Source organism: Streptomyces sp. NPDC107550 (genome assembly GCF_055639095.1).
In genome coordinates, this window is the sequence record NZ_JBVKBC010000012.1 from 32,408 (window position 1) to 45,268 (window position 12,861).

11 protein-coding genes are annotated in these 12,861 nt (G+C 73.0%); 9 read left to right on the forward strand and 2 right to left on the reverse strand.

The genetic code is table 11. The annotated features are described in order from the left end of the window. Window positions 1-471 precede the first annotated feature (471 nt). The 4 genes from panD to ACZ7LY_RS18045 all read left to right on the forward strand — a co-directional run bounded on the left by panD (window position 472) and on the right by ACZ7LY_RS18045 (window position 2,509). A complete protein-coding gene (gene panD / locus ACZ7LY_RS18030; protein WP_471625583.1) occupies window positions 472-894 on the forward strand; it encodes an aspartate 1-decarboxylase in 423 nt (140 codons plus the stop codon). Window positions 895-924: 30 nt separating this feature from the next. Next, a complete protein-coding gene (locus ACZ7LY_RS18035) occupies window positions 925-1,299 on the forward strand; it encodes a GNAT family N-acetyltransferase (protein WP_471625584.1) in 375 nt (124 codons plus the stop codon). A gap of 39 nt (window positions 1,300-1,338) precedes the next feature. Beyond that, a complete protein-coding gene (locus ACZ7LY_RS18040; RefSeq protein WP_471625585.1) occupies window positions 1,339-1,992 on the forward strand; it encodes an aspartate/glutamate racemase family protein in 654 nt (217 codons plus the stop codon). A gap of 79 nt (window positions 1,993-2,071) precedes the next feature. Beyond that, window positions 2,072-2,509, forward strand: a complete 438-nt coding sequence (locus ACZ7LY_RS18045) for a nitroreductase family deazaflavin-dependent oxidoreductase (protein WP_471625586.1) — start codon at window positions 2,072-2,074, stop codon at window positions 2,507-2,509. A 439-nt stretch (window positions 2,510-2,948) separates the two neighbouring features. Here ACZ7LY_RS18045 and gndA read toward each other — a convergent pair whose 3' ends face one another. After that, window positions 2,949-4,433 carry an NADP-dependent phosphogluconate dehydrogenase gene (gene gndA / locus ACZ7LY_RS18050; protein WP_471625587.1) on the reverse strand — a complete coding sequence of 495 codons (1,485 nt, stop codon included), beginning with the start codon at window positions 4,431-4,433 and terminating at the stop codon, window positions 2,949-2,951. 122 nt (window positions 4,434-4,555) lie between these two features. On the opposite strand from gndA, the gene ACZ7LY_RS18055 reads away from it, so the two are divergent. Beyond that, entirely contained in the window at window positions 4,556-5,527 is a 972-nt protein-coding gene (locus ACZ7LY_RS18055) for an acetylxylan esterase (RefSeq protein WP_471625588.1), read from the forward strand. 87 nt (window positions 5,528-5,614) lie between these two features. Then, complete coding sequence (locus ACZ7LY_RS18060; protein ID WP_471625589.1) at window positions 5,615-6,874, forward strand: transglycosylase family protein; 1,260 nt, start codon at window positions 5,615-5,617, stop codon at window positions 6,872-6,874. A gap of 37 nt (window positions 6,875-6,911) precedes the next feature. On the opposite strand, the gene ACZ7LY_RS18065 is transcribed toward ACZ7LY_RS18060, so the two are convergent. Beyond that, window positions 6,912-7,913: a DMT family transporter gene (locus ACZ7LY_RS18065; RefSeq protein ID WP_471625590.1), complete on the reverse strand. Its 1,002-nt coding sequence runs from the start codon at window positions 7,911-7,913 to the stop codon at window positions 6,912-6,914. Between the two features lie 283 nt (window positions 7,914-8,196). Here ACZ7LY_RS18065 and glgA point away from each other — a divergent pair, with 283 nt between their 5' ends. From glgA to ACZ7LY_RS18080, 3 genes are all read left to right on the forward strand, one after another. After that, window positions 8,197-9,360, forward strand: a complete 1,164-nt coding sequence (gene glgA, locus ACZ7LY_RS18070) for a glycogen synthase (RefSeq protein ID WP_471625591.1) — start codon at window positions 8,197-8,199, stop codon at window positions 9,358-9,360. A 26-nt stretch (window positions 9,361-9,386) separates the two neighbouring features. After that, window positions 9,387-10,604, forward strand: a complete 1,218-nt coding sequence (gene glgC, locus ACZ7LY_RS18075; RefSeq protein ID WP_471625592.1) for a glucose-1-phosphate adenylyltransferase — start codon at window positions 9,387-9,389, stop codon at window positions 10,602-10,604. Window positions 10,605-11,246: 642 nt separating this feature from the next. Continuing rightward, window positions 11,247-12,827 carry an SDR family NAD(P)-dependent oxidoreductase gene (locus ACZ7LY_RS18080; protein WP_471625593.1) on the forward strand — a complete coding sequence of 527 codons (1,581 nt, stop codon included), beginning with the start codon at window positions 11,247-11,249 and terminating at the stop codon, window positions 12,825-12,827. Window positions 12,828-12,861: the final 34 nt, after the last annotated feature.

Sequence of the window (12,861 nt, forward strand, 5' to 3'; positions counted from 1 at the left end):
CGAGGGCGTGTCCGTGGCGAACCGATACGCGCTCGTAGTGGGCGTTGTCGAAAGCCTCAGCAGAGCTGCCGGCATATCCAGCCCCGCTGCACCTACGAGTCATGCGGGCGGTCGGACGCCAGCTGCGCCTCGACTTCACCCAGGCCCGGAGTGCCGGCCCTCATGGCGTCGGCGGCACTCACTGACACCGGCCACCTCGTGGCCATGCCCTCACGTCCTGATACGCCGTCAGCCAAATCAGTGTTGCGTCAGCATCGGTCCTGGCACGTTCCGCGAAGAGTGTTCAGGTAGGGGCATGTTCGACGAGCCACAAGACAGCCTGGTTCGTACGGGAGTCCAGGCAGAGGGCCGGCTCACCGAAAGTGAAGCGAGGTTCCTCACTATCTTCGACTCAGGCGCGTGTCAGTTGTAGGGTGATACCGCCCTTGACCTGCAGAAAGTAGGCAGGGAGCCGTCTTTCAGGAGTCCAAAGTGCTGCGCACCATGTTCAAGTCCAAGATCCATCGCGCCACCGTCACCCAGGCCGACCTGCACTACGTCGGGTCCGTCACCATCGATGCCGATCTGCTCGACGCCGCCGATCTGCTGCCCGGCGAGCTCGTGCACATCGTCGACATCGACAACGGCGCCCGGCTGGAGACGTACGTCATCGAGGGGGAGCGGGGGTCCGGGGTCATCGGGGTCAACGGCGCGGCCGCGCATCTCGTGCACCCCGGCGATCTGGTCATCATCATCAGTTATGCGCAGGTCGATGACGCCGAGGCCCGCGCCCTGCGCCCCCGCGTCGTGCACGTGGACCGGGACAACAGGATCGTGGCGCTCGGCGCCGACCCGTCCGAGCCCGTGCCCGGCGGGGACGCGACGCGCAGCCCCCAGGCGGTACCCGCGGGCTGATCCCGGCCCGCCCGACCGGCAGGAGCCCTTGTGAGCAGCGACATCGAGATCCGGGACGACCGCGATCAGGGGCTGCTGCTGGCCCGCGAACGCGGCACAGGGGGCGAGGGCGGCGCCGGCGGCGAGATCGTCGGCTACATCCAGTACTTCGTGCTCGAGAGCCCCGAGCGCGCCCTCGTGCCCGTGCACACCATCGTGGAGCCCGCGCACGAGGGCAAGGGCATCGCCGGGCAGCTCGCCCGTGAGCTGTACGCGCTGGCCGCGCGGGAGAGCGTCGCGGTGGCGCCGCTGTGCCCGTTCGTCGTGCGCTGGGCCGAGCGGCACCCCGGCGAGGCGCCCGCCGCGTCCCCGGAACTCCTCGACGCGGCCGGCAAGGCCCTCGCCTCCGATCCCAGCACCTGGTGAGCGCCGCCTGAACAGGGGGGAACCGCCTAGGGTGCGGCCATGCATCTGGCCCTGCTGCACACCTCGCCCGCCCACGTGCCCGTCTTCGACGGCCTGCGCGACCGCCACCACCCCGGGCGCGCGCTGCGTCACCTCGTACGCGAGGACCTGCTGGAGCAGGCCCTCGCGCACGGGCCGGAAACCGTCGCCGGGCGGGTACGGGACCTGCTCGCGCGGGCCGTCGAGGACGGGGCGGGCGCCGTGCTGTGCACCTGCTCGACACTGGGCGCCGTCGCCGAGGCGCTGGCCGGGCCGCTCGGTGTGCCCGTGCTGCGCGTGGACCGCCCGATGGCCGCCCGCGCGGTCGCCGAGGGCACCCGGATCGCGGTCGTCGCCACCGTCGCCGGCACCCTCGGCCCGACCCTGCGCCTCCTCGACGAGGAAGCCGCCCGCGCCGACAAACCCGTAGAGGTACGGGCCGTCGTCGTGGAGGGCGCCTGGGAACGGTTCCTCGCCGGGGACCGCGCCGGCTACCTCGAACGGGCCGCCGCCGCGATCGACGCGCTCGGGGACGACACCGGCGGCACCGACGTCGTCGTTCTCGCCCAGGCGTCCCTGGACGGCGCCGCCGCCCGTTCCCGCACCCGGCTGCCCGTCCTCGCAAGCCCCCGATCCGGCCTCGCCGCGGCGGCACGGGCATGCGCGGGCGCCTGAGATGGTTGGGTGGACGCAAGCACAGGGCCGCGGTCCGACGCCGCGCGCCCGCAGCGCACCTTCGACCGGGAGGAACCCCGTGACCGACAGCGATGTCGTCATCAGCCCCACCGGATGGGTCGCCGAACAGGCCCGCGCGTACGAGGAGTCCGGCGGCACCCGAGGCACCACGATCCAGGGCGCGCCCTGCCTGCTGCTCGACTACAAGGGCCGCAAGAGCGGCCAGTGGCGGCGCACCGTGCTCATCTACGGGCGGGACGGCGACGACTACCTGATCGTCGCCTCGTACGGCGGCGCCGAGAAGCACCCGCAGTGGTACGTGAACCTGCGTGACGAGCCCGATGTGCGGCTGCGTGTGGGCACCGAGCGGTTCGCGGCCCGCGCCGAGACCCTCTCCTCCGAGGAGAAGGCCCGGGTCTGGGACTCGCTGGTCGAGATCTTCCCGCCGTACGCGGAGTACCAGGAGAAGACCAGCCGGGACATCCCCGTCGTCCGTCTCACCCGTACGGACGACTGACCGGACCGCCGCGCGGGGGACGGGGGCGTGGACTCGGCGGGCGTGGGCACGCGAGCGGGGAGAGAGTGGGAAGGCTCCCCTCCGAACCGCTGGAGGAACCACCATGACCCAACCGTTCCCCGACCCCGTCCCGCCGAGCCCGACCCCGGGCCCGGGGCCGGGCCCCGACCGGCCCGATCCGGGCCCGCTGCCGGACCCCTATCCGACGCCGGTGCCCCGGCCCGTGCCGGAGCCCTCGCCGTCTCCGGTCCCGCCGGGCCCCGAGCCGTCTCCGGTCCCGCCGGGGCCGCAGCCGTCCCCGGTGCCGCCGGCGCCCCAGCCGGAGCCGGAACCCCCGGCGCCGGAACCCGAGCCGTCCCCCGCGTAGCGCGCAGGCGCACACGTCCGGGCCCGTACCGCCACTCCTTCGGCGGTACGGGCCCGGCGCGCGTCGGGGTGGTTACGCCTCGACCTCGGTGCGGTCGCCGCCCCACAGCGTGTGGAACGTCCCCTCCCGGTCGACGCGCCGGTAGGTGTGCGCGCCGAAGTAGTCCCGCTGGCCCTGCGTCAGCGCGGCCGGGAGCCGCTTCGCGCGCAGCGCGTCGTAGTACGCGAGTGCCGCCGCGAAGCCGGGCGTGGGCACGCCCGCCGTGGTCGCCGCCACCAGGACGTCCCGCCAGTCGTCCTGCGCCGCGCCGATCTCCGCGGCGAAGCCCTTGTCGGACAGGAGCGAGACCAGGTGCGGGTCGTGCTCGTAGGCGGCGGTGATCCGGTCGAGGAACGCGGCCCTGATGATGCAGCCGCCGCGCCAGATCCGGGCGACCGCGCCCGCGTCGATGTCCCAGTCGTACGCGGCGCTGCCCGCGGCGATCTCGTGGAAGCCCTGCGTGTACGACACGATCTTCGAGGCGTACAGGGCCTGTTCGACGCGGCCCGCGAACGCGGCGGCCTGCCCCTCGTCCATCTTGTGCGTACGCGGCCGGGGCCCGGTCAGCCCGGCCGCCGCCTCGCGCAGATCGGCGTGCCCGGACAGCGACCGCGCGAACACCGCCTCCGCGATCCCCGACACCGGCACGCCGAGGTCGAGGGCGATCTGCACGGTCCAGCGGCCGGTGCCCTTCTGCTCGGCGCGGTCCTGGACCACGTCCACGAACGGCTTGCCGGTGGCCGCGTCCACGTGGGACAGCACCTCGGCGGTGATCTCGATGAGGTAGGAGTCGAGCCGCCCCTCGTTCCAGACGCGGAAGACGTCCGCGATCCGGTCGGGGGAGTACCCGGCGACATCGCGCAGCAACTGGTAGGCCTCGCCGATGAGTTGCATGTCGGCGTACTCGATGCCGTTGTGGACCATCTTCACGAAGTGCCCCGCGCCGTCCGGGCCGACGTGCGTGACGCACGGGGCGCCGTCCTTGGCCTTCGCGGCGATCCGCTCCAGCATCGGCCCGAGCGCCGCGTACGACTCGACGCTGCCGCCGGGCATGATGCTCGGCCCGTTCAGCGCGCCCTCCTCGCCGCCGGAGACGCCGGTGCCGACGAAGTGGATGCCCAGCTCCCGCAGGTCGCGCTCGCGGCGCCGGGTGTCCGCGAAGTGCGCGTTGCCGCCGTCGACGATCATGTCGCCGGGCTCGAGGAGCGGCGCGAACTCGCGGATCACCGCGTCCGTCGGCTCGCCCGCCTTCACCATGACGACGACCCGGCGCGGACGCTCCAGCGCGGCGACGAACTCCTCGGCGGTCTCGGCCGGTACGAAGCTGCCCTCGTGGCCGAAGTCCGAGACGAGGGCGCGGGTGCGCGCGGCGGTGCGGTTGTGGAGGGCGACCGTGTAGCCGTTGCGCGCGAAGTTGCGGGCGAGGTTGCGGCCCATGACGGCCAGCCCCGTGACACCGATCTGGGCGGAGCCGCGGGGGCCGTCGCCGGCCGCTCCGGTCTGCGCTGATGTGGTCATACCTGTCGCTCCTGCTCTGGGAATGAACGATCTTGTTCAGTTCTGACGCGGCGGGGCGTAGCGTGAAGGTCGCCCCGCCCGGGGCGGCCTGCCGTGACCTCTCTACGTATCCGGAGCCGCGCATGCCTCACTTCGATCTGCCGCTCGACGAACTGCGCCGCTACACGCCCTCGTCGACGGCCCCCGACGACTTCGACTCCTTCTGGGAGAAGACCCTCGCCGAGGCCGGGCGGCACGACCTCGACGCGCGTTTCGAGCCGGTCGACGTCCCGCTCACCGCGGTGGACGTCTTCGACGTTACGTACGCGGGCTTCGGCGGGCATCCCGTGAAGGGCTGGCTGGTCCTGCCCGCCGGCGCCACCGAGCCGCTGCCCGCGGTCGTCGAGTACATCGGTTACGGCGGCGGACGCGGCCTGCCCCACACCCATCTGACCTGGGCCGCGGCCGGATACGCGCACTTCGTGATGGACACCAGGGGCCAGGGCAGCGGCGGCACGGTCGGCGACACCCCCGACCCCGTGGGCAGCGGCCCCGCCGTCCCCGGGTTCCTGACCCGAGGCATCCGCGACCCGCACGACCACTACTACCGCCGCGTCTACACCGACGGGGTGCGCGCCGTCGCCGCCGCCCGTACGCACCCGCTCGTGGACGCCTCCCGGGTGGCCGTGACCGGCGGCAGCCAGGGCGGCGGCATCAGCCTTGCCGTCGCCGGGCTCGTCCCCGACCTCGCCGCGGTCGCGGCCGACGTGCCGTTCCTGTGCCACTTCGAGCGCGCCGCCACCCTCACCGACCGCCTCCCGTACCGCGAGATCGGCCTCTACCTCCAGGCCCACATCGGCGAGGACGAGCGCGTCTTCCGGACACTGTCGTACTTCGACGGCATGAATTTCGCGGCCCGCGCCACCGCCCCCGCCTTGTTCTCCGTGGCCCTCGAAGACCTCACCTGCCCGCCCTCCACGGTGTTCGCCGCGTACAACCACTGGGCTGGTCCGGAGCGGTCCATGGAGGTGTACGCGTTCAACGACCACGAGGGCGGCGGGCCCTTCCAGCGGGCCGTGCAACTGCGCTGGCTCCCCGCCCACCTCAAGGGCTGAAACCCGCCACGGTGGCCGAAGCCACTCTTGTCATGACTCCGTAGGAGCCGCTACTTTGCCGCTCCTACGGAGCCTGAGGGGGCTTTCATGGCGTTACGCGGCCGGCATCGCCGGTATCAGCCCAGCCGGGTCAACCGTGCCTCGCTCACCGTCACCATCGGCGGCGCCGGCATGGCCATCCCGCTCATCGGGGCGAGCCCGGCGCACGCCGCCGACCAGGCCACCTGGAACAAGGTCGCCGCGTGCGAGTCCACCGGCAACTGGAGCGTCAACAGCGGCAACGGCTTCTTCGGCGGCCTCCAGTTCACCCGCTCGACCTGGGCCGCGTACGGCGGCACCGCGTACGCGCCGCGCGCCGACCTCGCCACCCGCGCCGAACAGATCGCCGTCGCCGAGAAGGTCCTCGCGGGCCAGGGCCCCGGCGCCTGGCCGGTCTGCTCCCAGCGCGCGGGACTCACCAAGACGGGCGGCGCCGGCAACGACGTACGGCCGCGCTCCGGCGGGTCCGAGCACCGGACGGCCGAGCGCGCGGCCACCGCGAAGAAGCCGGCGCCCCGCGCCACGCCCCGCAGCGTCAAGCCCGAAGTCATCCCGCAGTCCGCGGCCGGCCGGGGCGAGATGTACACCGTGATCCGCGGCGACACCCTCTCCGGCATCGCCGAGACCCGCGAGGTGCCCGGCGGCTGGCAGAACCTGTACGCCGCCAACCGCGCCACCGTCGGCGCCGACCCCGACCTCATCGTCCCCGGTCAGCGGCTCAGCGTGCCCGAGACCCGCGTCACCGAGCGGACCCCGCGGCGCGAGCGGGCGGCGAAGCCTGCGCCCAAGAGAACCGCGCCCGCCCCGCACAAGCAGGCCCCGCACAAGGCGGCCCCCAAGCCCGCACCGCACCACCAGGCCCCGCACAAGGCCTCGCCGAAACCGGCGTCCGCGCCGAGCGCCCACGGAGTCGTCGCGCCCGTCACGGCGCCGCTCGGCACCCCGTACCACGCGGCCGGCGCGCTCTGGTCGAAGGGCTACCACACCGGCGTCGACTTCGCGGTCCCCACCGGCACCTCCGTCAAGGCCGTCGCCGCGGGCCAGGTCGTCTCGGCGGGCTGGGGCGGCTCGTACGGCTACGAGATCGTCATCAAGCACGGCGACGGCCGCTACAGCCAGTACGGGCACCTCTCCGCGCTCTCCGTACGGGCCGGCCAGCGCGTCGTGCCCGGCCAGCGCATCGCCCGCTCCGGCTCCACCGGCAACAGCACGGGCCCGCACCTGCACTTCGAGATCCGTACGGGCCCCGGGTTCGGCAGCGACGTGGACCCGCTGGCGTATCTGCGGGCGCACGGCGTACGCGTCTGACGTACCCGGAGCGAGGCAGGTGCCCCGCGCCGGTCGCTCAGCAACGACGGGGGCCGACCGGGCGCCCGTCGTGCGGCGGAGGCGGCCCGGGGCACGCGCGCACACCGTCCAGGGCCGCCGGGCTGTCCGGCACGCGGGGCGCCGGGGCGCCGCCCTGGGCGACGACGGACGGGGCGCCCGCGGTCCGCCCGGCGTCCGGGCCGGTCATCGCGCCGGACGCGAGCCGCTCCGTCGTCAGCAGGATCAGGCCGCCCGCCGCCACGACCCCGCAGCCCAGCGCGAGGACCGTGCCGATCGTGCCGTGCCGGAACGTCTCCCCGAACAGCGTCAGGCCCACGGCCGCCGCCACCAGCGGGTTCACCACGGTCGCCGTCGCCAGCGGCGCCGCGAGACCCGCACCCCGGTAGGACGCCTGCGACAGCAGCACGCCGGTCGCCGCGAGGCCCGCGATGGCCAGCAGGCTGCCGATCTGCTCGAAGGGACTGCCCGCCCAGTCCACGGTCACGGACTTCGTGAACACCGACGCCATGCCGAACGCGCCGCCCGACGCCGTGGCGAGCAGCACCGCCCGCACCGCCGGATGCCGGTGCGCGGCCCGCGCCGACGTCATCAGCAGCAGCACCCCGCCGGCCGTGACCAGGCCGACCACCAGCCGCTCCGGCCCGTCGAGCGCGGTCTCCGCCGCCTGCCTGGTCAGCGCCAGCAGACCCGCGAGCCCGACCGCCGCCATGATCGCCCCGCGCCAGGCCGTCGCCCCCGCCCTGCGCCCCACCAACAGCGCCGCCATCGGTAGCGCCAGCACGATCGTCAGCGCCCCGAGCGGCTGCACGAGGCTCAGCGGGCCGAACGCGAGGGCCACGACGTGCAGCAGCGCGCCCAGCCCGTTCAGGCCACCCGCGCCCCACCAGGCGGGCCTGCGCAGCGGCGCGTACGCCGTGGCGGGCGAGGTCTGCGCCACGCGCTCCTGCACGATGGCGCCGCCCGCGTACGCGACCGCGGAGACGAGGGAGAGCAGCACCGCCAGTGCCAGGGCACTCATCCGGCGGCCCTCCGGGTGCGGCGCGCAGCGCTCACGGGTTCCATACCTCCACGATCTCTCGCCGGCGCGGTCTTGTCGTCCGACCTGAGCAGGCATCGCGCCGTACTCCGTATGGAGTACGCCCCGGCCGGTGTCATCCCGTGGACGGGTACCTCAGGGGCGGATCCCACGCCTCGTGCCGTACGCACTCTTTCGCGCGGGCCCTTCATGGGTGACCATGCAAGGGCGACACGAGGACAGAAACGCCTGGGTCGGTGGTGGCGAGCGACGACGGGGGCCGCGCGTGCGAGTGGGACTGCTGACCAGGGAGTATCCGCCGGACGTCTACGGCGGCGCCGGAGTCCATGTCGAGTTCCTGGCAAGGGAGTTGCGCCCCCTCGTCGACCTCACGGTGCACACCTGGGGCGAGGGTTCGGGCGACGGCGTGCGCCGCCATCGCGCCTGGCCCGCGCTCGACGGCGCCAACGACGCGCTGCGCACCCTCTCCGTCGACCTGTCCATGGCGGCGGCCCTCTCCGGCCGCGAACTGGTGCACTCCCACACCTGGTACACGAGCCTCGCCGGCCATCTCGGCGCGCTCCACCTCGGCATCCCGCACGTGATGACCGCCCACTCCCTGGAGCCGCTGCGCCCCTGGAAGGCCGAACAGCTCGGCGGCGGTTACGCGCTGTCGGCCTGGGCCGAACGCACCGCGATCGAGGCCGCCGACGGCGTCATCGCGGTCTCCCGCGCCATGCGCGACGACATCCTCGCCTGCTACCCGGCGCTGGAGCCGAAGAAGGTCCGCGTCGTCCACAACGGCATCGACGTCTCCCTGTACCGCGCCGACCCCGCCACCGACGTACTGCGCCGCTTCGGCGTCGACCCGGAGCGCCCCTACGCCCTGTTCGTCGGCCGCATCACCCGCCAGAAGGGCGTGCCGCACCTGCTGCGCGCGGCGCGCGAACTCGCCCCGGGCGTGCAGCTCGTGCTCTGCGCGGGGGCGCCGGACACCCCGGAGATCGGGCGCGAATTCCGGGAGCTGGTCACCGAGTTGAAGCAGCACCGCGAAGGCGTGCACTGGATCCCGACGATGCTGCCGCGCGGCGAGGTCGTCCAACTCCTCACGCACGCCACGGTGTTCGTGTGCCCCTCGGTGTACGAGCCGCTGGGCATCGTCAATCTGGAGGCGATGGCCTGCGGCACGGCCGTCGTCGCCTCCCGGGTCGGCGGCATCCCCGAAGTCGTCGCGCACGGCGAGAGCGGCCTGCTCGTGCCGTACGCGCAGGCCGACCCGGACGCCTTCGAGGCGGGGCTCGCCGCCTCGCTGAACGAGGTGGTCGGCGACCCGGCCACCGCCCGCCGCATGGGCGAGGCGGGCAGACAGCGGGCGAGCGCGGAGTTCGGCTGGGACGCGGTCGCCCGGCGCACGGTCGATGTGTACGAGGAGATCCTCGACGGCGCCTGAGTGCGCCCACACCACAGGGGGTTGCGATGCGCGGTGGGCCTTCGGTGCTCGGGATCGTACTGGCGGGAGGGGAGGGCAAGCGGCTGATGCCGCTCACCGCGGACCGGGCGAAACCCGCGGTGACCTTCGGCGGCACGTACCGCCTGGTCGACTTCGTCCTTTCCAACCTGGTCAACGGGGACGTGCTGCGGATCTGCGTGCTCACGCAGTACAAGTCGCACTCCCTCGACCGGCATGTGACCACGACGTGGCGGATGTCGAGTCTGCTCGGCAACTACGTCACACCCGTCCCCGCGCAGCAGCGGCTCGGTCCGCGCTGGTACCTCGGCAGCGCCGACGCGATCCTCCAGTCCCTGAACCTCGTCCACGACGAACAGCCCGACTACATCGCGGTGTTCGGTGCCGACCACGTCTACCGCATGGACCCGCGCCAGATGCTCGCGCAGCACATCGAGTCCGGCGCGGGCGTCACCGTCGCCGGCATCCGGGTGCCGCGCGCGCAGGCGTCGGCGTTCGGCATCATCACGCCGGCCCGCGACGGCACGCGCGTCGACGCGTTCCTGGAGAAGCCGTCCGATCCGCCGGGGCTGCCGGGGAGCCCCGGCGAGGTGTTCGCCTCGATGGGCAATTACGTCTTCACGACGAAGACGCTCATCGACGCGCTGCGCCAGGACGCCGAGGACGACTCCTCCGCGCACGACATGGGCGGCTCGATCCTGCCCATGCTCACCGAGCGCGGTGTCGCGCAGCTCTACGACTTCGACGGCAACCGGGTGCCCGGCGAGACGGAGCGGGATCATGGGTACTGGCGGGACGTCGGCACCCTCGACGCGTACTACGAGGCCCATATGGACCTCATCTCGGACGCGCCCGTGTTCAACCTCGACAACCGGCGCTGGCCCATCTACACGCATCCGGGACAACTGCCGCCGGCCCGGTTCTGCGCGGGCGGCATCGCCTCCGACTCCATCGTCAGCCCCGGGTGTGTGATCCGGGGGCAGGTGACGCGGTCGGTGCTCTCGCCCGGGGTGCATGTCGATGACGGCGCTGTCGTGCAGGGGTCCGTGCTGCATGACAATGTGCGGGTGGGGCGGGGGGCGGTCGTGCGGGGCGCTGTGCTGGACAAGAACGTGGAGGTGCCGGCCGGGGCGACGATCGGGGTCAATCCCGTGCGTGACGCGGAGCTGTACACCGTCTCGGGGTCCGGTGTGATCGCCCTCGGCAAGAACCAGCCCGTTCACTGACCTCAGTGGGGGCACACCTGTGCGTGGTCACCTGCGGGCCGGTGGGGGCTGGTCGCGCAGTTCCCCGCGCCCCTGAGGAGTTCTCCGGGTGAGCCCCTGCTGACCTGAACGTTGCGCAGTTCCCCGCGCCCCTTAGGGAGTCATCCAGCGGAGGCTGCTTGCAGCTGAGGTTGCGCAGTTCCCCGCGCCCCTGAGGGAGCGGGGCTTCGCCCCAGCTCCCCAGGGGAGGAGGTGGCGACGCAGTCGCCCCTCCAGGGGCGCGGGGAACTGCGCGACCAGCCACGACGAAAGTCGAGGTAAACCCACCGGCCGCAGCCACCCACTCACCTAGGGGCGCGGGGAACTGCGCGATCAGCCACGACGAGAGTCGAGGAAACCCACCGGCCGGAGCCACCCACTCACCCCAGGGGCGCGGGGAACCGCGCGATCGGCCACGGCGAGAGTCGTGGGTTCCCACCGAGTGGAGCCCCCACCCGCTCAAAGACCCGGGGCCGGGCCGGAGGCCATTTGGTGGGGGGCGCAGCGCCCACGTATCCTCCGGAGCTGGCGGGAACCGCTCCGAGACCTGTAAGGTGCCGCCTTTTGGCAGCCGCACGCCCCAGAGGGCACCCGGCACGAGCGACACGAGGAACAGCAGCGGCGATGACCGTGACAGAGGACAATCAGGCCCCCACGGCCGCCGAGGCCACGGACACCGAGGACACCCAGGACGCCCAGGAGACCCGGCAGAGGCAGGAGACCCCCGAGTCCCGGGACACCCCGGACGACGGCGTCTACGGGCCCGGCATCGACCCCGACCGCCTCGCCGTCTGCCTGAGCGTCCTGGAGGAACTGGACAAGCTGGAGGTCGACCACCCGGACGCGATCACCGTCCGCCGCGCCACCGCCGGCATCTACCGCACGGTCAAGCAGCGCCGCCGCCAGGAACGCCGCGCGGCGAAGACGGCTCACGATCGCGCCGTCACCGAGGCCACCGCGACCGGCTCGGCCCAGCGCATCGACGACGAGACCGAGGGCCTGCTGCCGTCGTCGCAGGTCGAGGAGGGCCGGATCGCCGGGATACTCCAGCGCCCGCGCTCCTGCTACACCTGCAAGGGCCGTTACGTAGAGGTCGACTACTTCTACCACCAGCTCTGTCCCGACTGCGCCCGCGTCAACCGCTCCAAGCGCGACGCCCGCGCCGACCTCACCGGCAAGCGCGCCCTGCTGACCGGCGGACGCGCCAAGATCGGCATGTACATCGCGCTGCGGCTGCTGCGGGACGGCGCCCACACGACCATCACGACGCGCTTCCCGAAGGACGCCATCCGCCGCTTCAAGGCGATGGAGGACTCCGCGCAGTGGCTGCACCGCCTGGAGGTCGTCGGCATCGACCTGCGCGACCCGGGCCAGGCCGTCGCCCTCGCCGAGCAGGTCAGCGCGGCAGGTCCCCTCGACATCCTCGTCAACAACGCCACGCAGACCGTGCGCCGCCTGCCCTCCGCCTACGCGGCCCTCGTCGAGGGCGAGAGCGCGCCGCTGCCCGCGGGCGAACTGCCTCCGCACACGGTCATCGGCGCGTTCAACTCGGGCGCCGTCGACGGCATCGCCGCGCTGCCGCTCGGCACCAGCGGTCTCGACGCGCAGAAGGTCGCCGACCTCGCCCTCGTCGCCGGCAACGCCAGCGTCGAGCGGCACCTCGACGGCACCGCGATCGACGCGGGCGGCCTCGTCCCGGACGTCGTCGACTCCAACACCTGGGTCCAGACCATCGAGCAGATCTCCCCGGTGGAGCTGCTTGAGACCCAGCTCTGCAACTACACCGCGCCGTTCATCCTGATCAGCGCGTTGCGCCCGGCGATGGCGGACGCCGCGAAGAAGGCGGCGAGCGGTCGCGCGTACGTCGTCAACGTCTCCGCGATGGAGGGCGTCTTCGGCCGCGGCTACAAGGGCGCGGGCCACCCCAACACCAACGCCGCCAAGGCCGCGATGAACATGGTGACGCGTACCAGCGCCCAGGAGATGTTCCAGAGCGACGGCATCCTCATGACGTCCGTCGACACCGGCTGGATCACCGACGAGCGCCCGCACTACGACAAGCTGCGGCTCGCCGAGGAGGGCTTCCACGCCCCGCTCGACCTGGTCGACGGCGCCGCCCGCGTCTACGACCCGATCGTGCGCGGCGAGCACGGCGACGACGTGTACGGCGTCTTCCTGAAGGACTACGAGCCCGGCAAGTGGTGACCCGGCGCCCGCGCCTCGCGTGAAGGGGCGGCGG